This window comes from Campylobacter sp. CFSAN122748 (genome assembly GCF_045277125.1).
Classification (GTDB): domain Bacteria; phylum Campylobacterota; class Campylobacteria; order Campylobacterales; family Campylobacteraceae; genus Campylobacter_D; species Campylobacter_D jejuni.
The window spans coordinates 1,167,959-1,188,785 of the sequence record NZ_CP116953.1; the positions used below are offsets into that span (position 1 = coordinate 1,167,959).

Annotated in this window: 21 protein-coding genes and 1 tRNA gene; 9 read left to right on the forward strand and 13 right to left on the reverse strand. The window is 29.6% G+C overall.

Annotated elements, in window-relative coordinates; genetic code table 11:
* Position 1: 1 nt before the first annotated feature.
* Genes OT390_RS06155 through OT390_RS06170 form a run of 4 tightly spaced genes read left to right on the forward strand, consistent with a single transcriptional unit; the run spans position 2 to position 3,927 of the window.
* A complete protein-coding gene (locus tag OT390_RS06155; RefSeq protein WP_002860439.1) occupies positions 2-628 on the forward strand; it encodes a 5-formyltetrahydrofolate cyclo-ligase in 627 nt (208 codons plus the stop codon).
* Positions 549-2,102: a ribonuclease Y gene (gene rny / locus OT390_RS06160; protein WP_002869639.1), complete on the forward strand. Its 1,554-nt coding sequence runs from the start codon at positions 549-551 to the stop codon at positions 2,100-2,102. The genes OT390_RS06155 and rny overlap by 80 nt, the downstream gene beginning before the upstream one ends.
* An 8-nt stretch (positions 2,103-2,110) precedes the next feature.
* Positions 2,111-2,668, forward strand: coding sequence for a DedA family protein (locus OT390_RS06165; protein WP_002852823.1), 558 nt, complete (start codon positions 2,111-2,113; stop codon positions 2,666-2,668).
* Positions 2,668-3,927, forward strand: a complete 1,260-nt coding sequence (locus OT390_RS06170; RefSeq protein WP_002873165.1) for a ComEC/Rec2 family competence protein — start codon at positions 2,668-2,670, stop codon at positions 3,925-3,927. Before OT390_RS06165 ends, OT390_RS06170 begins: the two co-directional genes overlap by 1 nt.
* Here the strand turns inward: OT390_RS06170 and OT390_RS06175 are convergent.
* Genes OT390_RS06175 through OT390_RS06185 form a run of 3 tightly spaced genes read right to left on the reverse strand, consistent with a single transcriptional unit; the run spans position 3,871 to position 6,791 of the window.
* Entirely contained in the window at positions 3,871-4,677 is an 807-nt protein-coding gene (locus tag OT390_RS06175) for a YihY/virulence factor BrkB family protein (protein ID WP_002852725.1), read from the reverse strand. The two genes, OT390_RS06170 and OT390_RS06175, sit on opposite strands and share 57 nt — an antisense overlap.
* Positions 4,678-4,680: 3 nt before the next feature.
* Positions 4,681-6,063 carry an FAD-linked oxidase C-terminal domain-containing protein gene (locus tag OT390_RS06180; protein WP_002855885.1) on the reverse strand — a complete coding sequence of 461 codons (1,383 nt, stop codon included), beginning with the start codon at positions 6,061-6,063 and terminating at the stop codon, positions 4,681-4,683.
* An 11-nt stretch (positions 6,064-6,074) separates the two neighbouring features.
* The gene (locus tag OT390_RS06185) at positions 6,075-6,791 is read right to left on the reverse strand and encodes a plasminogen-binding N-terminal domain-containing protein (RefSeq protein WP_002914241.1); all 717 of its coding nucleotides are present in this window, start codon (positions 6,789-6,791) and stop codon (positions 6,075-6,077) included.
* A gap of 121 nt (positions 6,792-6,912) precedes the next feature.
* Here OT390_RS06185 and OT390_RS06190 point away from each other — a divergent pair, with 121 nt between their 5' ends.
* Complete coding sequence (locus OT390_RS06190) at positions 6,913-8,073, forward strand: M23 family metallopeptidase (protein WP_002901247.1); 1,161 nt, start codon at positions 6,913-6,915, stop codon at positions 8,071-8,073.
* On the opposite strand, the gene OT390_RS06195 is transcribed toward OT390_RS06190, so the two are convergent.
* From OT390_RS06195 to OT390_RS06210, 4 genes are read right to left on the reverse strand one after another with little or no spacing between them, the layout of a single operon-like run.
* A complete protein-coding gene (locus tag OT390_RS06195; protein ID WP_002859287.1) occupies positions 8,070-8,273 on the reverse strand; it encodes a hypothetical protein in 204 nt (67 codons plus the stop codon). The genes OT390_RS06190 and OT390_RS06195 overlap by 4 nt on opposite strands.
* 1 nt (position 8,274) lies before the next feature.
* Positions 8,275-8,955 (reverse strand): polyphenol oxidase family protein, encoded by a 681-nt coding sequence (locus tag OT390_RS06200; protein WP_002859288.1) that lies wholly within the window; start codon positions 8,953-8,955, stop codon positions 8,275-8,277.
* The gene (locus tag OT390_RS06205) at positions 8,919-9,530 is read right to left on the reverse strand and encodes a riboflavin synthase (protein WP_002859289.1); all 612 of its coding nucleotides are present in this window, start codon (positions 9,528-9,530) and stop codon (positions 8,919-8,921) included. Before OT390_RS06205 ends, OT390_RS06200 begins: the two co-directional genes overlap by 37 nt.
* 8 nt (positions 9,531-9,538) lie before the next feature.
* Complete coding sequence (locus OT390_RS06210; protein WP_394535907.1) at positions 9,539-12,079, reverse strand: hypothetical protein; 2,541 nt, start codon at positions 12,077-12,079, stop codon at positions 9,539-9,541.
* Between the two features lie 161 nt (positions 12,080-12,240).
* Here OT390_RS06210 and groES point away from each other — a divergent pair, with 161 nt between their 5' ends.
* Positions 12,241-12,501, forward strand: coding sequence for a co-chaperone GroES (groES, locus tag OT390_RS06215; protein WP_002825273.1), 261 nt, complete (start codon positions 12,241-12,243; stop codon positions 12,499-12,501).
* 20 nt (positions 12,502-12,521) lie between these two features.
* Positions 12,522-14,159, forward strand: a complete 1,638-nt coding sequence (gene groL, locus OT390_RS06220; RefSeq protein ID WP_002860445.1) for a chaperonin GroEL — start codon at positions 12,522-12,524, stop codon at positions 14,157-14,159.
* A gap of 42 nt (positions 14,160-14,201) precedes the next feature.
* On the opposite strand, the gene dccS is transcribed toward groL, so the two are convergent.
* Both dccS and dccR read right to left on the reverse strand, forming a co-directional pair.
* On the reverse strand, positions 14,202-15,392 hold the full coding sequence (gene dccS / locus OT390_RS06225; protein WP_032586718.1) for a two-component system sensor histidine kinase DccS: 1,191 nt from the start codon (positions 15,390-15,392) through the stop codon (positions 14,202-14,204).
* Positions 15,385-16,050 (reverse strand): two-component system response regulator DccR, encoded by a 666-nt coding sequence (dccR, locus tag OT390_RS06230; RefSeq protein ID WP_002884392.1) that lies wholly within the window; start codon positions 16,048-16,050, stop codon positions 15,385-15,387. The genes dccS and dccR overlap by 8 nt, the downstream gene beginning before the upstream one ends.
* A 147-nt stretch (positions 16,051-16,197) precedes the next feature.
* Between dccR and OT390_RS06235 the strand changes: the two genes are divergently transcribed.
* Together OT390_RS06235 and OT390_RS06240 are read left to right on the forward strand one after the other, a co-directional pair.
* Positions 16,198-16,797 (forward strand): bacteriohemerythrin, encoded by a 600-nt coding sequence (locus OT390_RS06235; RefSeq protein ID WP_002859294.1) that lies wholly within the window; start codon positions 16,198-16,200, stop codon positions 16,795-16,797.
* 10 nt (positions 16,798-16,807) lie between these two features.
* Complete coding sequence (locus tag OT390_RS06240) at positions 16,808-17,056, forward strand: ribbon-helix-helix domain-containing protein (protein WP_002853192.1); 249 nt, start codon at positions 16,808-16,810, stop codon at positions 17,054-17,056.
* 91 nt (positions 17,057-17,147) lie between these two features.
* Here OT390_RS06240 and OT390_RS06245 read toward each other — a convergent pair.
* The 4 genes from OT390_RS06245 to htrA form a co-directional block, all read right to left on the reverse strand.
* Positions 17,148-17,222, reverse strand: a tRNA-Asn gene (locus OT390_RS06245).
* Positions 17,223-17,314: 92 nt separating this feature from the next.
* Positions 17,315-18,562 carry an ArsS family sensor histidine kinase gene (locus OT390_RS06250; RefSeq protein ID WP_002853241.1) on the reverse strand — a complete coding sequence of 416 codons (1,248 nt, stop codon included), beginning with the start codon at positions 18,560-18,562 and terminating at the stop codon, positions 17,315-17,317.
* Positions 18,559-19,233, reverse strand: coding sequence for a response regulator transcription factor (locus tag OT390_RS06255; RefSeq protein ID WP_002853196.1), 675 nt, complete (start codon positions 19,231-19,233; stop codon positions 18,559-18,561). Before OT390_RS06255 ends, OT390_RS06250 begins: the two co-directional genes overlap by 4 nt.
* A 75-nt stretch (positions 19,234-19,308) precedes the next feature.
* Complete coding sequence (gene htrA, locus OT390_RS06260) at positions 19,309-20,727, reverse strand: serine protease HtrA (protein ID WP_002860448.1); 1,419 nt, start codon at positions 20,725-20,727, stop codon at positions 19,309-19,311.
* Between the last annotated feature and the right edge of the window lie 100 nt (positions 20,728-20,827).

The window sequence follows — 20,827 nt, forward strand, 5'->3', positions numbered from 1 at the left end:
AATGGAAAAAACAGATTTTAGAGCATTGCAAAAAATACGCCTTTTCAAACATTCAAAACTAAATTTCAAACAAGATTATAAAATATTTAAAGAATGTCTTAAAATAATAAAACTATTTAAAGCTAAAAATATTTTAATTTTTATTCCTTTGCATTATGAACCAAACTTAATAAAATTTCGCCATATTCTTAATAAAAATTACAAACTTTTTGTTCCATTTATGCAAGATAAAAGTTTAAAAATTGTAAAATTAAGATTGCCTTTTATTAAAAAAAGGTTTGGGGTTTTAGAGCCTATAGATTCTTTTTTTAAAGCAAAAATTGATTTAGCTATTGTGCCTGTAATTGGCGTCGATAAAAATTTAAAAAGAATAGGACATGGGCAAGGTTTTTATGATAGATTTTTTGAAAATTTAAATTACAAACCTCATATAATATTTGTCCAAAGTATAGATGCTTTAAGTCAAAATAATCTAACACAAAAGCATGATATTTCAGGAAAATTATACATAAACCCTTATAAAAAATATTACAAGAAAGAAAGAAAAAATGATAGAATCACTTATCGCACTTATAGCCGCTATAGTCGGACTCGGTATAGGATATTTAGTTGCAAAAAAAATCAATGATGCCAAATATGAAATTTTCGTAGAACAAGCCAAAGCTAAAGCCAAAGCTATAGAATACGAAGCGGAGCTTATTTTAAAAGATGCAAAAAATTCAATTCTTAATGCAGAATTAGAAGTTAAAAAAAAATACGAAGAAAAAACTCACAAAATTCAAAAAGATTTTAATCAAAAATTTGATGATCTTTCTAAAAAAGAACAAAAACTTCAGCAAGAAGAAGAAAAACTAAAAGAAGATAAAGAATACCTTTGCAAGTCACAAAAACACATTCAAAACTTACAATCTGATGTTGATAAATTAAAAAATAAATATCAAGAAAAACTTGACGATGTTTTAAAAATTTTAGAACATTCGACAGGACTTACACAAAATGAAGCCAAAGAAATCATTCTTAAAAAAGCAGAAGAAAATTCTCGCGAGCAAATTGCACATATAGTAAGAAAATATGAAGAAGAAGCAAAAAATGAAGCTAAAAGAAAAGCTAATTTCATCATTGCTCAAGCTACTTCTCGTTTTGCAGGTGAATTTGCAGCTGAAAGACTTATCAATGTTATTAACATTAAAAACGATGAACTTAAAGGACGTATCATTGGTAAAGAAGGGCGCAATGTTAAAACCTTGGAAATGGTTTTAGGTGTTGATATTATCATCGATGATACACCAGGTGCTATTATAGTAAGTTGTTTTAATCTTTATCGCCGTGCTATTGCTACAAAAGTTATAGAACTTTTAGTTGAAGATGGCAGAATTCAACCCGCGCGCATAGAAGAAATTCACGAAAAAGTGTGTAAAGAATTTGATAGTGCCATTCTAGAAGAAGGCGAAACTATAGTTATGGATCTAGGTTTAAATAAAATACACCCTGAAATTGTAAAACTCATAGGAAAACTCAAATACCGAGCAAGCTATGGACAAAACGCTTTAGCACATTCTTTGGAAGTGGCTCACCTTGCAGGAATCATTGCTGCTGAGTGTGGTGGAGATGAGAATTTAGCACGTCGTGCGGGAATTTTACATGATATAGGAAAAGCATTAACCCATGATTTTGAAGGATCTCATGTGGATTTAGGTGCAGAACTTTGCAAACGCTACAAAGAGCATCCTGTAGTAATCAATGCTATTTACGCACATCATGGACACGAAGAAGCTACAAGCATAGAATCAGCAGCTGTTTGTGCAGCAGATACTTTAAGTGCTGCACGACCTGGAGCTAGAAGAGAAGTGTTAGAAGCTTTCTTAAAAAGAGTCAGTGAGCTAGAAGATATCGCTAAAAGTAAAGAAGGAATTAAAAATGCCTATGCAATCAATGCCGGAAGAGAAATTCGCGTCATAGCCAATGCTCAGCTTGTTAATGATGATGAAAGTGTACTTTTAGCTAAGGAAATAGCAGCTGAAATTCAAGAAAAAATGCAATATCCTGGTGAAATTAAAGTCAATGTTATACGTGAACTTAGAGCTGTAGAATACGCTAAATAAGGTTTATTATGCAAGATATGATTGATACTTTAATAAAATATGGTTATATTGTTTTATTCTTTTACTCTTTAGGGGGCGGGATGGTTGGAATTTTAGCCGCAGGAGTTTTAAGTTCTCAAGGAAAAATGGATCTTAGTTTTTGCATTGCTCTTGCTTTTATTGCTAATACCATAGGTTCAACTTTGCTTTTTATACTTGGAAAATATTACAAAAAAGACATTATGCCTTATTTTAAAAAACACCGACGCAAGATAGCCCTTGCTATGATAAAAACAAAACAACATGGAATTATTTTACTTGTAACTCAAAAATTTATTTATGGTTTAAAAACTTTCATTCCCATAGCTGCAGGTATGGCAAAATATAATTTTATTAAATTTTTTATTATCAATACTCTAGCTAGTTTGGCATGGGCTATTGTTCTAGGTTTTGCTGCTTATACTTTTGGGTATGTTATTGAAGCAATTTTTGATAAACTGAGTTTATATCCTTATGCTGCTCCTTTATTTTTATTATTTTTAGCCGGAATAATTTGGCTTTATTTAAGTAAATTTTCTAAAAAATAATGTCTCTATGGAATTCTTTTTCTTACTCTTTTAAAGAATTTCATTATTTATTTTTCTCTGTTGTTGTTATTTTTATTTTTAATATCCTTTTAGAATATAATAATTTTTTAAACTTTAAAAACCAAAAACATTACCTTATAGACAACGCTCTATTAACGCACCAATATATAAAATATAATAAAAAAAATAAAAAATACTGGGTTTTAAAGTTACAAACTGAAAACTTCACTTTTTATACTACAAGTTTTAAGGATTTAAATTTAAGCAAGAATCAATTTTTAAGCCTTAGAATTATCACCCATAATATTAACTTTAAAGACTATCTGAGTAAAAGTTTTTACGCACCTTCTTATGATTTTGAAAAATTAAAAGAAAAAGAATACAATCCCATTATATCTTACTTCTTAAATCAACATACAAATGAAAAGATTAAAGAATTTTATGGTGCTTTATTTTTTGCACTGCCCATATCTTTAGAGCTTAGAAACGATGTAAATTACTACGGTATAGCACACCTTATAGCAATTAGCGGTTATCACATAGGCTTACTTTTTAGTTTAATTTTCTTTATTTTAGCTCCAATTTATAGTTTTTTCCAAAAAAGATATTTTCCTTATAGAAATTTACGTTTAGATTTAAGTATTTTAATTTTTGCACTACTTTTAGCTTATGCTTGTTTAATAGGATTTGTCCCTTCTTTTGTGCGCTCCTTGATTATGGCTTTTTGGGTTTTTTATCTATTGTGTAAAAATATAAAAATCATTAATTTCGTTACGCTTTTTTGTAGTATTTTATTGTGCATTTCTCTTTACCCTAGACTTTTATTTAGTATTGGATTTTTATTTTCTATTTTAGGTGTTTTTTATATTTTTTTATATATGCATCATTTTGCAAATAAATTTAATAATCTTATAAATATTATTTTGCTTAATATTTGGACTTTTTTTGCTATGGTTTTACCTGTGCTTTATTTTTTTCCACTTATAAGCTACCAACAAATTTTAGGTATTATTTTGAGTGGAATTTTTGTAATATTTTATCCTTTAGTATTATTTTTGCATCTTATAAACTATGGAGATTTGCTCAATTTTATCTTAGATGAATTTTTTAAATTTAAAATTTATGGAACTAATATCCATATCCCATTTTGGATTTTTATAAGTTATCTTATTGCTTCTTTAATCTCTGTGCGATTTAAATATCTAGCTTTTCTTTGTATTTTTGCGAATTTTATTCCCTTCATTATGATTGTGATTTAGAAAATAATAGAGTTTAAGCCCAAAAAGATAAATAATCCAAGAAATATAAATCCAAATAAAAAAGAATAAAATAGTAGAAAAAGATCCATAAACGCTAGCGTATGTTTTATTATATACCACGTAATATACAAATAAATTTTTTCCTATATACCAAATAGTACCCGCTCCAAAAGATACTAAAGCTAAACTTTTAAGAGTTCCCTTATGAACAGAACTTGAATAAGATATAAAAAATAAACCCCAAATAATTACAAAGGGTAAAATTTCAAAAAAATTAAACCCTATTTTATAATCATCTAAAGTTTGTTGGATAAAACCTGAAATATAAAAACTAAGCCCAAGCCCCAAAGGAACAAGAGTTAAAAGAGTCCAATAAGAACTAATACTTTGCCAAAGTCCTTTAGGTTCATTTTTAGTAATGCGATTGATTACAAAATCATAGCCTGAAAAAAAAGCTAAAGAAGTAAATGCCATAGCAATAAGACCTACAATACCCAAATTTACACTATTTTTTAAAAAAGTATCGATGTAGGTAGCAACAACATCTTGTTGCGTTGGTATTAAAAAAGCAAAAATTACTTGCTTTGCTTTTTCATAATAAGCTTTAAAACTGGAAATTTGCGTAAAAACAGAAAAACATACAAATAAAATAGGTATTAAAGATAATACAGTATAAAAACTAAGCGCTGCTGCATAATTTAAAATTTCCTTATCACGCAAATTTAGTAAAATAGTAAAAAAATTTTTCACCTTCTAAAGTCCCATTTTAAAAGGATTTAGTATATTATTTGGATCAAAAGCTTTTTTAATATTTCTCATTAAATTCATTTCGGCTTCAGAAAAAGCTAAATTCATAAAAGGTGCCTTAGAGAGTCCGATACCATGCTCTCCGCTTAAAGTTCCTCCAAGTTTCACTGTTAATTTAAAAATCTCTTCCACAGCTTCATAGCCTTTTTTCACCTGCTCTTTATCATTTTTATCAGGAACCATAACATTAGTATGCACATTTCCATCCCCTGTATGTCCAAAACAAGGAATTTTAAAACCATATTTTTTAGAAATCTCATCTATACCTTCAAGCAAAGTAGGTAGTTTAGAACGCGGAACTGTAATATCTTCATTAAGTTTTAAAGTTCCATACATGGCAATGCTTTGAGAACAATTTCTTCTAGCAAACCAAATATCTGCGGTTTCTTGTTCATCTTTTGCTATTTTAAATTCGCTAGCGCCAGCTTCTAAAAAATAATATTCTAAATTTCTTAAATCCTCATCAATAGCCTCTTTAACATTACCATCCACATCAGCAATCAAAATAGCTCCAGCTTCTATAGGCAAACCTTTATTAAATTTGCTCTCAACCGCTCTAATGCTAAGATTGTCTAAAAATTCCATAGATACAGGACTTACACCGCTAGCAAGACTTTTGTAAACCGCATTCATAGCACTTTTTACACTTGGAAAAATAGCAAAAGCAGTTTTTTTAAATTTAGGCAAAGGTATTAATTTTAAAGTAAGCTCACTTAAAACTGCCAAAGAACCTTCACTAGCGATTAAAATTCCTGCCAAATTATAACCTGCTACATCTTTAATAGTGCGTTTCCCTGCACGAATGATTTCTCCGCTAGGCAAAACAGCCCTTAAAGCCATCACATAATCTTTTGTAATGCCATATTTTGCAGCTCTCATTCCCCCAGCATTTTCGCTTACATTACCCCCTAAGCTTGAATACTCCATGCTAGCAGGGTCAGGTGGGTAAAAAAGTCCATATTTAGCCACTTCTTTTTGTAAATGTATATTAATAACCCCAGGTTGCACAACAGCCACTAAATTTTCAAGATCAATTTCTAAAATTTTATTCATATGCTTTTCAAAAGCAAGCACCACCCCGCCATTAACAGCTAAAGCTCCTCCTGTAAAACCAGATCCTGAGCCTCGAGGTATGACTATGATATTATTTTCATTGCAAAATTTTAAAATTTGAGCAATATCTTCTTCATTTCTTGGAAAAAGAACCCCATCAGGTAAATAATGTTTTTTTGTCGCATCATAGCTATAAGCTCTTTTGTGAATTTCATCAAAATAAGCGTTTTCTTCTCCTAAAAATCGTTTAAAATATTGTTCAAATTCTTTTTTCATGTTTATTGCACCTAAGGAAGATTAATCAAAGCATCATAATACCTATAATAATTTCCTATTTCTTGAGAGTTAAAATCAAAAAAATTACTTTTATATCCACCTATACGAGAATAAAAAGGAACCTGAACGCTAGTTGGCTTGCTTATAGGCACTTCATAAAGCTTATTAAAATCTTGACAATCCACAACTTCTGCATGATTTTCCAAAGCCACAACCAAAATGCCGACCGCATTATCATCACAAAATTGCCTAAAATCTGAACGCTTAGGAGAAAGAGTAGCCGTTCTAATTAATTGTGCTCCAAAAATATCAATATGGGTAAAATATATCTGCGGAAATTCTCTAACAAGTTCATTATAAGTTTGTTCATCAGGAGCAATTACCAATCCTCTATCATAAAGAAAATTTAAAACAACCTCATCACCTACTTTAGGTAAAACATTTGGTAAAGGCAAAGCATCTTGCTTAAGAGCTGAAAAAACACTAAATTCTAATTTTGCCAAACCATTTTTTTTATCTATAACACTTGCTCTAGCGATGATACTTTGCGAATTGCTAAAATGTTGCACTACTACGCCACTTGAATAAAGTTTTATATCATCACTATCTTTAATATAACCATAAATATCATCAACTTTTACAAGTTCACTTTTTATAGGTTTTAAATCAAATCCAACCGCAAAGAGGCTAAGGTTTAAAGCTAAAAAACACACTATAGTTTTAAACAAATTTGCTCCTTAAATAAAAATTTATAGAATTATAATCCTTTTTTGTTAAGCAATTGTAAGAAAAATAAAGTAAAATATAGCTTTCAAATTTCAAAATTCTTTTAAAAATTAAGGTTATCTCATGAAAAAATTATTGCTTTTATTTATTTTTGTTGTTCAAAGTTTTGCAGCTTTAAGTGTTGAAGAGCTAACTTGGGATAATGGAGATACCTTGCTTAAATTCTTACAAAGAAATTCCATACCTATGTCGCTTTATTATGGACTTGATAGAGAAGATCAAGAACTTGCTTCTGATATAGCCTATAAAATAAAATATCAAGTTTTAAAAGATGAAAACAACAACATAGAACAAGTTTTAATTCCAATTAGTGATGATTTACAAATTCATATCTATAAAGATAAAGATAGACAATACACTCTTGCTTTTACTCCTGTATCTTATCAAAAAGAAGATAGAATTTTACATTTAACCATTAAAAGCTCTGCTTATCAAGATGTCTATGAAGAAAGTGGTAGCAGTACTTTAGCTCGTGCTATGGTTCGTGCTTTTCGAGGAAGTATAAATTTTCGCAATATCCAAAAAGGTGATGAAGTAACCCTATATTATGAACAAAAAAGACGCATGGGTAAACTTTGGGGTGATATAAATATAAAAATGGCAATGGTAGAAATCAATAAAAGCGCTAGAGAAGTCTTTTCTTATAATGATATATTCTATGATCGTGATGGCAAAGAATTAGAATCTTTTTTACTTACAAAACCTGTGAATTACACTAGAATTTCTTCTCCTTTTACAACAGCAAGATATCATCCTATATTAAAACGCTATCGTGCCCATCTTGGTATAGACTATGCTGCACCTACTGGAACTCCTGTGAAAAGTGCTGGCAAAGGAGTAGTAACCTTTATAGGCACAAAAGGTGGTTATGGAAATGTAATTCAAATCAAGCATGACTCAGGTTATATGACTTTATATGCTCATCTTAGTCGTTTTGCAAAAATTAAAAACGGACAAAAGGTAAATCAAGGACAAGTAATTGCATATGTTGGTTCAACAGGTATGAGCACAGGGCCTCATTTGCATTTTGGAGTATATTTAAATAATAAAGCTATAAATCCTGCATCTGTTGTAAAAATCGCCAAATCAGAACTTAGTGGAAAAGCAAAAGAGAATTTTAAACATATCATAGCTGGATACGAGCAGGTTGTTAAAGAAGCCCTAGCCTCGAATCAACCTAATCCCCCAAAAGAAGAAGATTTTGAAAACTATATAGAATTTTAATTACTCAACAACGCTTTATCTTTTGCATTGATTAAAGAATTTAGAAGAGTTGCAAGCTCTTCTTTTTCTTTTTCACTAATTTCACAAAAATCTGCATCAATTAATTGTTTCACCAAAGCTTCATTTAACAAATCCCCATCGCCAAATTCTCTAGCTTTTTGAATGATTTTTAACACTCTTAAATCTTTTCTTTCATACATTTTAATCCTTTAAATAAACCACGCTCACAAAACGCTTAGGCGTTTTATCGCGACGATAAGAAAAAAAACTCTCATCATCAAAACTACAAATTCCACAATCTTTAATATTTTCAATGCCTAAATTTTGAGCTTGAAATTTTACCAAGGCTTTTAAATCAAGTTTATTATCTTGAACAAATTCTTTAAATTCTTTTTTAGCAAATTCTAAAATTTCTCCATCTATTTCATAATTTTTAGCACAAATTCCAGGTAAAATAAAAAGATGAAATTTATTCTTATCTAAATGTGAATTTTGCATAGTAATTTGATCAACGCATTCTTTTAGGATATTTTCAAAGCTTCCTTTTCTACCTGAATGCAAAGCTGCTATAATGCCACTTTCATGATATAAGATCAAAGGCAGACAATCCGCACTTAAGACACAAAGAGCAGTATTTTTTTCTTTACTTATAAGTCCATCACAACTGAGATTTTTTAAATTTTCATCATAAATGATAACTTTATGAGAGTGAATTTGATCCATAAAAACACATTTTTCAATATCTTTAAAACCTAAATGAGAAAATAAATTCTCATTATGAATTTTAGCCCTAAAAACATTATAATCCTTATCAAAAGCACAAAAAATACCGACTTTATCATTTTCTAATAAAGATAAGAAATTCTTTCCACTTCTTCCCATGATAATCCTTTGTTTTTACCTTGCAATTGTGCATAAATATAACGAGCAAGCAAATCGCTTTCTATATTTATTTTTCTACCTACTTGATAGTCCTTAAAAAGCGTTTCTTTAAAAGTAATAGGAATAATAGTAAGCCTAATACCATTTTTTAAAATTTCATTGATAGTAAGGCTTACCCCATCAACAGCTATACTTCCTTTTTCTGCCATAAATTTCATAGCTTCTTTAGGTAAAGTTATATGAAAATCCACTCCATTTTCATCCTTTTGAATCTTTTCAAGTATACCAATAAAATCAATATGCCCTTGCATAAGATGTCCATCGATTCTATCGCCATATCTTAAAGCAGGTTCTATATGAACTTTATCTTTTAAATTCTCTATAGCTATATGAGTGCGACTTTCGCGAGAAAGTTCCACTTCAAAACCTCCCTCATAAAGTTTTGTCACACTCAAACAAGCTCCATTTACAGCTATACTATCGCCAAGATTTGGACGATGCTTAGCTGTTAAACTTAAAGTATTGTTTTGATAAGATTGAACTTTGGCAATTTCTCTTATGAGTCCATTAAACATTTTTTACCTTAGAAAATCTTATTTAATAATTTATTTACCGCTTTATCCACTTTATTGCCTGTATTTTTAGCACCATCACTCACGCCGCCACCTACTACATTTTTAATAGAATTTAAAACACTTCCTGCATTTAAATTTACTTTAGGATTTTCTGTAGTTCCTGTAATACTTCCTTTAAAATTAGCTCTATCGAGTTTAATATCAAAAGGCAAATTTAAAGCTCCACTTTTAGAATTTAAAGCTCCTGATTGTACTAAAATATAAGAACGATCTGCTTGCATATTAAGATCAAGCTTGATATTTTCTTTTTTAATCAAAGCTTTAGCATTAGCAGCACGATAAACATCATCTGTAATATCTTTTAATGTTAAAATTTTTAAAGCATTGGTAATAAGATTTGGTTTTAATTTACCCTCTTTCATATCCAAATTAACCTCGCCTTCTTCGCTTAAAAGATTGTAATTTGCCTTCATGTCCGCCTTACCTTGATAAATATCCATAAAATCCAAACCCTGAGCTAGACTACTTAAATCCACTCCGTTTAAATCAGCAAGCAAAAGGTTATCTTTAAATGTGCTTTGAAGTTTTCCTTCAAATAAATTTGGACTATTTACAACAAAATTTAAACTCTTATCAAAACCTACCTTTCCATTAAATTCTGCCTTACCTTTAAGTTTTCTATCTAACAAAAAGCCTAGTTTTGAAAAATCATTTATCTTTAAATTAAAATCCGAATTTAAAAGCATCTTACTTATATCAAAACTTCCTTGTAGTTTTGTAAGATCAGCTAAAGATGAATTTAAAACAGAATCAAATTGAGCGATATTGTTTTTAAAATTAATTTTGGTATTTAAATCATAACTTGTATTGTTTGGAAAATTTTTATTTAAAATTTTACTTAAAGTTGCAGCATTTAAAATGCCTTTAGCCTCTAAATTTGCTTTACCATTAAGGTTGTTAAAATCGATATTATCTAAATTAACTTTTGCATTAACAACCCCACTGGCATAATTTGGCATACCTGCTATAACAAAAAGTTTAGATAAATCAAGTTTATCAATGTTCAAATCAAGTTTTTTACCATTTGAATCAGCTTTGATTACGCCATCTGCCAAATTTGCATTTGCATTTAAATTTTGTATTTGAGTACCTATAATATGAGCTTTTGCATTAAGATCTGCCTTACCTTGTAATTTTTGTCCCGCTATAGCACTAAACTGAGACAAATCATCAATAAAAGCATTTAAATCTGTATTTAACTCACTATTTTTTAAATTATAAGTTCCTTGAAGTTTTTTGATATTAAGTAAATTTGAAGCAAGTAAAGCATTGTAAGAAATATTACTATTTTTTGCATTTGCTTTAGCATCAAGACTAAAAATTGTATTTGGAAGTTCTATTTTAGCAATTTTTTTAAGCTCATTGGTGTTAATCTTTGCATTGTTTATTTTTGCCTCAAGATCGAAATTAGAAAAATCCAAATCCGCATTTAAAAGTTTAGCATTTAAATTTCCAGAAACTAAGGCTCCATATCCTGCAAGAGCTAATAATTTTTCCAAACTTGCTTCATTAATATCTGCAAAAATTTTATTATGTTTCAAACTTGCCTTTACCTCTCCACCAAGTCCGATAACTTGAGCATTTAAACTTGATAAGGCATTATTTACAACACTTGTTTCGCCTATCACGCCCAAACTACCATTTAATCTAGTTTTTGTAAGTTTTTCAAGCTTTGCAAGAGAAGGAATATTTAAATTAAAATCAGTACTTAAAATATTCTTACTCATATCATAAAGAGTTTTTTGGGTTTGTAAGTTAAGATAATCATTGTAAATTTTACTTACAGCATAAATCTTATCTTCTTTAACATTGGCTAAAATTTCTGCTTTAGGATTAGAATTTAAAGGCAAGTCTAAAGAAAAATCTTTTTTTATCGCCTCGTAGTTTATATAGCTTGTATCAAGTTTTATGATAATATTTCCATCAGGTTTTAAATTCTGTGCTGAAATTTTTGCCTGAGCATTTAAAAAACCTTTAGCATAACTAGGATAAGATAAAAGATGAAGTATTTCTTCTATCTTAAGATTTTTTGCATCTAAATTTAAAGCGATAGGGCTGTAATTATACATTCTCGCATTTAAAAATACATTTGAACCTAGTAAGTAACCCCTTCCATCTAAAGTAAAATCACTTGCCTTGCCTTGAATTTTACCGCCAAAAGAAAGGTTTTGATTTAAATTTAAACCTAAATTTTTAGCATAATTTTGCTTTAAAGAAATAAGATAGTCAAGATCAAATCCAAGCTTAAAAGGACTCAAAGCTCCCTTGAGATTGAAATCTGCCATATTTGCAATATTTGCTTGCAGTTCAAGACTTGAAAAACGCAAATTAAAACGCGTGATATTTACATCTAATCCCGCATTTTCTTTGATCTTTTTTTGTGCTATATTTGCCACTATATTATTACCAAAACTTGTAAAAAGTATGGTACAAAGAGCGATTAAAAGCACAACAACAAAAGCTACAATGCCATAAAAAATCTTTTTCATTTTTATCCTTTAGTTTATTTTATAAAATAACTTTAGTCTATAAAACTAAACTTTTATAAATATTTTAATTTAAAGTATTGACAAAATTCATTTTTTATAGTATGATATTATCACTCTAAATTAAAGAGTGCTAAAATCAATATTTTTAAGGATGGACAAAAATGAATTTTCAACCTTTAGGAAAGCGTGTTCTAGTTAAACGCGTAGAAGAAACTAAAACAACAGCCTCAGGCATAATTATACCAGATAATGCTAAAGAAAAGCCTTTAATGGGTGAAGTAGTAGCAGTAAGTAAAGAAATCACTGATATTGCAAATGGTGATAAAATCGTGTTTGCTAAATACGGTGGAACAGAAATTAAACTTGATAATAATGAATATTTAGTTTTAAATTTAGATGATATCTTAGGAATTTTAAAATAATTTATAAAAAAGGATAAAAAATGGCAAAAGAAATTATTTTTTCAGATGAAGCAAGAAATAAACTTTACGAGGGCGTTAAAAAACTTAATGACGCAGTAAAAGTAACTATGGGGCCAAGAGGACGCAATGTTTTAATCCAAAAAAGCTTTGGTGCTCCAAGCATTACTAAAGATGGCGTAAGTGTTGCTAAAGAAGTAGAGCTTAAAGATAGTCTTGAAAATATGGGTGCTTCACTCGTAAGAGAAGTAGCGAGTAAAACAGCTGATCAAGCAGGCGATGGAACAACTACTGCAACGGTTTTAGCTCATGCAATTTTCAAAGAAGGTTTAAGAAATATCACAGCAGGTGCAAATCCTATCGAGGTAAAACGCGGTATGGATAAAGCTTGCGAAGCTATAGTAGCAGAACTTAAAAAACTTTCTCGCGAAGTAAAAGATAAAAAAGAAATTGCACAAGTTGCTACAATCTCAGCCAACTCTGATGAAAAAATCGGAAATTTAATCGCTGATGCTATGGAAAAAGTGGGCAAAGATGGTGTTATCACTGTTGAAGAGGCAAAATCAATCAATGATGAATTAAATGTAGTTGAAGGTATGCAATTTGACAGAGGTTATTTAAGCCCTTATTTTATCACTAATGCAGAAAAAATGACAGTAGAGCTTTCAAGCCCTTATATCCTGCTTTTTGATAAAAAAATTGCAAATTTAAAAGATTTATTACCGGTTTTAGAACAAATTCAAAAAACAGGCAAACCACTTTTAATTATCGCTGAAGATATTGAAGGCGAAGCGCTTGCAACTTTGGTTGTAAATAAACTTCGCGGTGTTCTTAATATTTCAGCAGTAAAAGCTCCAGGTTTTGGCGATAGAAGAAAAGCTATGCTTGAAGATATAGCGATTTTAACAGGTGGAGAAGTGATTTCTGAAGAACTTGGAAGAACTCTTGAAAGTGCGACTATACAAGATCTTGGACAAGCTTCTAGTGTAATCATCGATAAAGACAATACAACCATAGTAAATGGTGCAGGCGAAAAAGCAAATATCGATGCAAGAGTCAATCAAATCAAAGCACAAATTGCTGAAACAACTTCAGATTATGACAGAGAAAAATTACAAGAAAGACTTGCAAAATTAAGTGGTGGTGTTGCAGTTATTAAAGTAGGTGCAGCAACTGAAACTGAAATGAAAGAGAAAAAAGATCGTGTTGATGATGCTTTAAGCGCTACTAAAGCAGCAGTTGAAGAAGGTATAGTAATCGGTGGTGGTGCAGCGCTTATCAAAGCAAAAGCTAAAATCAAACTTGATCTACAGGGTGATGAAGCAATTGGCGCAGCTATCGTTGAAAGAGCTTTAAGAGCACCTTTAAGACAAATTGCTGAAAATGCAGGATTTGATGCAGGTGTGGTTGTAAATAGCGTAGAAAATGCTAAAGATGAAAACACAGGATTTGATGCTGCAAAAGGTGAATATGTTAATATGCTTGAAAGTGGAATTATCGATCCTGTTAAAGTAGAAAGAGTAGCTTTACTCAATGCAGTTTCTGTAGCTAGTATGCTTTTAACCACAGAAGCAACAATTAGTGAAATTAAAGAAGATAAACCTACTATGCCAGATATGAGCGGTATGGGAGGAATGGGTGGCATGGGCGGAATGATGTAATATCTGCTCTAACCTCTTATCAGCAAGGATTTTCCTTGCTGATTACCAATTTAATTTAAAAACACTCCCTTGATTTTCTACAGATTCGCAAATAATCTTAATATCATTATCATCACAAACTTTTTTTACCAAAGAAAGCCCTATACCAAATCCTCCTTGATCGGTATTAAATCTTGTATATCTATCAAAAATATGATTTAAATTTGACTTTGAAATTCCACAACCTGTATCCGCAATACTTAAAAAATTGGCTTTTAAAATTATAGAAATTACTCCACCTTTTTTATTGTATTTAATAGCATTGCTTATAAGATTATCAATCAATTTAGAAATTTGACTTTTAGGAGCAAAAATATTTGCTTGATTTAAATCAAGCTTTAGTGTAATTTTTTTTTGCTCAAAAAATACTTTAAAATATTCCAATCTTTCTTCAAGTAGTATTCTTAAATCAAATTTTTGTTTTTCTGTTTCTAAGGTATTAGGGAAATTATAAAAAACAAGATCAGAGTACACTTGAGACAAACTTTTTGCAGCAAGCTTAATCCTTGTAAATTTAGTATTATCTCCTAAATTTTGATGCTCAAGTTGTTCTATACTCATCAAAATAACACTTAATGGGGTATTGAGTTCATGAGTTGAATCTTTAATAAAACGATTTAGTGTGCTGATTTTATCCTCCAAAGGCTTTAGAGCAATTTTTACTAAAATATAAGATATTAAACCCAATATGCAAAAAGCCATAATAGCAAAACTAAAAACTTTCGTTCTAATCCAAAAAAGATCTTTGCCAACATCTTCACCCTGTATTAAAATTTGCAAACCATCGTTAGTATTTACTTCTTCATTGCTAGCATGTCTTAAAAAATAATGATCTGCACTCATAGGAGCAAGGAAAAAAACCTTATTATCACAAATACCTCTACCTTTAAGCTCTATCTTTGCCTTTCTTAAATCAAAATCTATATTACTAAAAACAATCTTTTTAGCATCAAATATAGCAAATTTTAGTGCTGTGCTTTGAGCAATATTTTTTGCACTTATATCTATAGGGGTAAAACGAGAATTTAAGATGCTTATAACAATGTTTCTATGATTTTCTCTCAAAGTGGTACCCTTTAAAACAACTAATTCTTCATATAATTTTTGATACCATAATGCAAAAAAAATAGTTAAAAAAATACCTGTAGTTGTTAGGTAGATTAATAAAATTTGCCTAATGACTTTTTTAGCCATAGCAATATCCCCTGCCTCTTTGATTTATAATTTTTTCTTTTCCTAAAATTTTACGTAAATTTTTCACATAAGCCCTTAAACTTAGCTCACTAGGCTCCTCATCATAATCCCAGAGTTCTTCAAAAATTCTCTCTGTACTTAAAAAGTTGTTTTTATTTTTAAGTAATAAAGACAAAAGTTTAATCTCTTTACTCGGCAAAGCCAAAGCTTTATTATTATGATAAAGAATTTGTGTAGTAAATTCGAACCTAAGTCCATCCCCTAAATCTTCAAAATCTTCATTTTTATGTGAAAAAGCTCTTTTAAGCAAAGCTTTAACCCTGATAGATAACTCGGCAAGTTCAAAAGGTTTTTTTATATAATCATCACAACCTGCGTCAAAGCCTTGTTTTAAATCGTTTGTTGTGTTTAAAGAAGTCATGAAAATTGCTGGAGTTTGCTTTCCGCTTTTTCTTAATTCTTTAAGTAATGAAAATCCATCTCCTAAAGGAACTTTTACATCTAAAATCCAAAGATCAAAATATCTTTCATAAGCCATATCTAAAGCTTCTTGCGCATTATCGCATAAAAATACTTCATATCCCTCATCGTTTAAAAACTCTTCAATGATCTCACTCAAGCTCAAATCATCTTCTAAAAGTAAAATTTTAGCAGCCATAATTTAAATCTTTCTAACTTCAAATCTCTTAAATATATATCATTGTATCAAAATTCTTATCAATTATTTAATAAAATTTCATTTTTATTTAATTTATTTTTATCTATAATCCTTTCATACAAATAAATTTTTCCTTAAGGAGTTAAAATGCTTCCAAAATGGGATAACAGCTATAGTGTGCACAATGCTAAAATTGATGAGCAGCATAAAAAGCTTTTTAAACTTGCTGCAAAAGTTGAAGTTGTATCAGATAGATCTGTAAGTAAAAATGAAGTCAAAGAACTTTTGGCTGAATTTTTTAATTATATGAAAGATCACTTTAATGATGAAGAAAAATACATGCAGCTAATAGGCTATCCAAATTTAGAAGAACATCGAAAAATACATAAAGAAATCATCCAAACCATGATTAATTTAATCAAAGATATCAAATCAACCAATGATCTTAAAGAAAAACTTTATATAGTGGCTAAAAAGTGGCTTTTAGAACACATACTATATGAAGACATGAAAGTTGAAAAATGGAGAAGTTCTTCTTTGTCTACAGATGATGGTGGCGATGTTAGCTTTGAAGCAGCAGAAGATGAAGATAATGAGCATCCACAATTTTATCTTTATACCTGTAATTGTCCTGGTAAAATTCACGATGTTCCTTATAGCATTCATCAAAAAATAGAATTACAAGGTCATAAATTTACTTGTAAAACTTGTAAACAAGCTATAAAATTTTACAAAAAATATTCTTAAGGAGGATAAAATGAAACGCAATGTAAAAACTTATTCTTTTAGAATGCCTTTAGAGCTTAAGGAGCGTTTGGATAATTTAAGTAAAAATCTTTCTAAACCAAAATCAACCATAGTAAAAGAAGCTATAGAGGCTTATCTTAATGAAGTTGAAGATTTTTCTTTTGCTGTTAATGCCCTAGAAGAACTTAAAGATGGGGATTATCAAAAGGCAAGTAAAAAAATAGATAAAATTGTCAAAAATCTTAAACAAACAAAATAAAAAACTTTATCACAATTTTTTTTGTGATAAAGACTTATTAATTTTTTATATTAAAATACATTTATGAATATTAAAAATGGAGTTAAAAAAGTGGCTCCGGATGTAGGATTCGAACCTACGACCAATCGGTTAACAGCCGACTACTCTACCGCTGAGCTAATCCGGAATATTTAAAAGTAAAATGTGATTATAGTGAAATTAAAAAACTTTGTCAAGGGTTTTTTCACAAAAATGCATTTTTTATGTAAAAAAATTAATTTACTCCTTAACAATAACACTTTTTAAATTTCTAAAATAAAACAAATTTACCCCATCTTCATATAAATAATCAAGCTTCATTCCATGTGTTTCTAAAATAGTATTTACAATATAAAGCCCTAATCCAAAACTTGATTTTTGTTTTGATCCTTGAGTAAAAGCTTGAGTATAGTATTCTAAAGTATTGTTAAGCTCAGGACCACGATTTTTAAAACAAATATAATCATCTATAATATCAATTTGCACAAACCCATCTTCAGAATGTTTAATACCATTATCTATCATATTTTTAATCGCCGTAGTAAAAAGTTTAAAATCCACATTTACAAAAAAACTTTCTTCCATAAAAATACGTATATTGCTATCATCTCGCATTGCAATTTCTTTGGCTTCATCTAAAACATCTAAAATATTGTATTTTTTTCTATTTATAAAAGCAGCCCCTGAAGTAATTTGCTCAATAGCAGCAAATTCATTAATTAAAATTTCAAGTCTAGTAAAAACCCCATTTAAGCGCTCTTTATATTTATTATCTTCTATCATTTCTAAAGTTAAGAGTCCTTTAGTAATAGGAGTTTTGAGTTCATGCATAATATTTCTTAAAAAAAACTGACGAGATTGGTTTAACTTTCGAATTTGAACAATAGCTTGATAAAAAGCTTCACTTACTTGTGAAATTTCATCCACCCCAGTGCTTACATCTTCTATATCACCAAGCTTTCCTTGGGCAAATTTATCAATTTGTTTTTTAAGTCTTTTAAGTGGTTTTAATTTTTTAAATATATAAATATAAAGCAATACAAGAATACAAATCACAGCTACAGCTATAGCTTTGATAATAAAATACCTATAGGTTTGATAATCTTGATCCTTATAAAGATAAACCTTTCCATCATAAATAATATTTAAATACACCTGTCTATTATAAGAAATAATCTCGATTAAGCCATTGTTAACCTCAACCCTAGCTAAAACATCACCTCTAAAAAGAATTTTACGGATCTGCTTTGCTTCTGTTATCTCATCCATTTTATTATAATTTTTTGTCTGCTCTTCAAATTCTTTTTCACTGATAACTCCTGCAAAATTTAAGAGCCTTGCATTAGCTATCAAAGAATATTTTGTGTTTAATTCTCTAGTATAATTTTGCTGATCGTATTCTATAAGCCACAAAAAGCCAAGTATAACACTAACCCCAGCAAAAATAAAAATAAAAGTTATAGTATAAAAAATCGAAGATTTATTCATTGAGTAAGCTTATAACCTATTCCACGTATAGAGTGAATATATTTTGGAGTTTTTGGATCATCTCCCATCTTTTGACGAATTCTACTGATAATAACATCTATACTTTTATTACTAGAATCCTCACTAATAGAAGAACAATTATAAACAAGCTCTTCACGACTTACCACTCCACCCTCTTTTTTAATCAAATAGCTTAAAATATCAAATTCAGCATTAGTTAAAGTAAGCTCTTGTCCTTTCATGGTAATAATATGCTTATATTGATCATAAACAAGATCTTTTACACTTTTTGCTATGGCGCTTTTTGTATTTGAAATACGTCTTAAATGACTTTTAATACGTGCTTGTAATTCTTTTGGATTATAAGGTTTTGGTAGGTAATCATCTGCTCCAAGCTCTAAAGCATTAACCTTATCTGTAATATCATGTCTTGCGCTTGAAACAATAATAGGCGTATCATACTTTTTACGAATCTCTTCACACACTTCAAGCCCATCAAGCCCTGGCAAAGAAAGGTCTAAAATGATAAGCTGATATTCTTTTAATGCAAGCTTAGAAAGACCTATATAAGGTTCATGAGCTATATCAACTTTCATATCAAATTTTTCCAAATATTCAGCTGTAATTTCTGCTAATTCTAAATCATCTTCTATCATAAGAATATTTGTCATAGTTTTCCTTTATTTTAAACTTAATTTTAATTTTAAACTAAAATTTATAACGAAAGGAAAATCCTTCCGTTATTTTTATTTAAGCACAAGCAAAGTCGCAAAACCATTGCGATATACCCAAACTTTGGTAAATTCTTTTTTATTAACTTGTTTTAAAGCTTGTTCTAAATCTTTTAAATTTTTAATTTCACTTTGTCCAACACCTATGATAATATCACCCTCTTGGAAACCAGAATTTTTTCCTTTGCTCTTTTCTTTAACACTATCAACCAAAACACCATTAACATCTTTTGGAATTTGCAAACGATCCTTAAGTCTTGGATCTAAATTTCTCAAACTCAAACCATCAATCAAATCGCTTTGTACGCCTTTAGGATTTTCTTTTTCACCTTTAAGAATAAAACTTGCTTGCTTATTTTCTCCATCTCTTTCGTAACTTAATGAAATTTTTTGACCAATCTCTAAAGTTCCTATATAATTTTTAAGATCAATAGGACTTTTTATAACCTTATCATTAACTTTAGTAACTAAATCTCCACGCTTAAGCCCTGCTTCATCAGCACTTGAACCTTTTTGAACATCAGTGATTAAAGCTCCTTCTTGATTTTTGTAAGCTTTTTTAGTATCACCTTGCAAAGCTAAAATAGTCACACCTAAAAATCCTCTATCAATCTTGCCTTTTTCAATAAGTTTTTTAGCTATATCTTTAACCATATTTGAAGGTATGGCAAAACCTATGCCGTTATTTCCACCACCACGAGAAAGAATAGCTGAATTAATACCTACTAAATATCCGCGACTATCCACCAAAGCTCCACCTGAATTTCCTGGATTGATAGAAGCATCTGTTTGTATAAAATTTTCATATTGATTTAAACCTATATTGTCTTTATTTAAAGCAGATATTATCCCACTTGTAACACTAAAACCAACTCCAAAAGGATTTCCAAGTGCAAAAACAACATCTCCTTCCATTAAATCATCAGAATTTGTAAAAGTAATAGCTGAAAGATTATTAGCCTCTATTTTTATAACAGCCAAATCTGTTTTTGGATCTTTACCTATAAGTTTTGCTTTATATTCTATGTCGCTTCCTGGTAAATTCACTGTAATCGTATCAGCATCATCTACAACGTGATTATTTGTTACTATATAACCATCTTTTGAAATAATCACCCCTGATCCCAAAGAACTCACCACTTCTTTATCATTTTTTCCTTTTCTTTGAGGAAAATCAAAATCAAAAAATTGTTTAAAATAAGGATCATTAAAAAAATCATCCAAAGGGCTTGGACGATTTGCTCTTGTAATAGTTTTTGAGGTGGAAATATTAACCACTGATTTTTTTGCATCTTTAATAGAATCATGATAAGAAAGCACTGCATTTCCAGCAGCAGGATTCACACGATTAGCCGTTGCAGTCGATTCGTTAAAATTAATACTTGCAGCAAATAAAGCACTTGCTAAACTTAATGATAAAAAAATCTTTTTCATTTCATTTCCTTTTGTTCTTAAAGATAAATTATCTCGTAAAATATTTTACTGTCTTCATAGTATAAAACCGAAAATTTACAAAATTGTAAATAAAACCTTG

Excerpts from the sequence above, each read along its gene's own strand:
- OT390_RS06155 (WP_002860439.1), top strand. The coding sequence starts at position 2 with ATGGAAAAAACAGATTTTAGAGCATTGCAAAAAATACGCCTTTTCAAA.
- rny (WP_002869639.1), top strand. The coding sequence starts at position 549 with ATGATAGAATCACTTATCGCACTTATAGCCGCTATAGTCGGACTCGGT.
- OT390_RS06165 (WP_002852823.1), top strand. The coding sequence starts at position 2,111 with ATGCAAGATATGATTGATACTTTAATAAAATATGGTTATATTGTTTTA.
- OT390_RS06170 (WP_002873165.1), top strand. The coding sequence starts at position 2,668 with ATGTCTCTATGGAATTCTTTTTCTTACTCTTTTAAAGAATTTCATTAT.
- OT390_RS06180 (WP_002855885.1), bottom strand. The coding sequence starts at position 6,063 with ATGAAAAAAGAATTTGAACAATATTTTAAACGATTTTTAGGAGAAGAA.
- OT390_RS06190 (WP_002901247.1), top strand. The coding sequence starts at position 6,913 with ATGAAAAAATTATTGCTTTTATTTATTTTTGTTGTTCAAAGTTTTGCA.
- OT390_RS06195 (WP_002859287.1), bottom strand. The coding sequence starts at position 8,273 with ATGTATGAAAGAAAAGATTTAAGAGTGTTAAAAATCATTCAAAAAGCT.
- OT390_RS06200 (WP_002859288.1), bottom strand. The coding sequence starts at position 8,955 with ATGGGAAGAAGTGGAAAGAATTTCTTATCTTTATTAGAAAATGATAAA.
- OT390_RS06205 (WP_002859289.1), bottom strand. The coding sequence starts at position 9,530 with ATGTTTAATGGACTCATAAGAGAAATTGCCAAAGTTCAATCTTATCAA.
- OT390_RS06210 (WP_394535907.1), bottom strand. The coding sequence starts at position 12,079 with ATGAAAAAGATTTTTTATGGCATTGTAGCTTTTGTTGTTGTGCTTTTA.
- groES (WP_002825273.1), top strand. The coding sequence starts at position 12,241 with ATGAATTTTCAACCTTTAGGAAAGCGTGTTCTAGTTAAACGCGTAGAA.
- groL (WP_002860445.1), top strand. The coding sequence starts at position 12,522 with ATGGCAAAAGAAATTATTTTTTCAGATGAAGCAAGAAATAAACTTTAC.
- dccS (WP_032586718.1), bottom strand. The coding sequence starts at position 15,392 with ATGGCTAAAAAAGTCATTAGGCAAATTTTATTAATCTACCTAACAACT.
- dccR (WP_002884392.1), bottom strand. The coding sequence starts at position 16,050 with ATGGCTGCTAAAATTTTACTTTTAGAAGATGATTTGAGCTTGAGTGAG.
- OT390_RS06235 (WP_002859294.1), top strand. The coding sequence starts at position 16,198 with ATGCTTCCAAAATGGGATAACAGCTATAGTGTGCACAATGCTAAAATT.
- OT390_RS06240 (WP_002853192.1), top strand. The coding sequence starts at position 16,808 with ATGAAACGCAATGTAAAAACTTATTCTTTTAGAATGCCTTTAGAGCTT.
- OT390_RS06250 (WP_002853241.1), bottom strand. The coding sequence starts at position 18,562 with ATGAATAAATCTTCGATTTTTTATACTATAACTTTTATTTTTATTTTT.
- OT390_RS06255 (WP_002853196.1), bottom strand. The coding sequence starts at position 19,233 with ATGACAAATATTCTTATGATAGAAGATGATTTAGAATTAGCAGAAATT.
- htrA (WP_002860448.1), bottom strand. The coding sequence starts at position 20,727 with ATGAAAAAGATTTTTTTATCATTAAGTTTAGCAAGTGCTTTATTTGCT.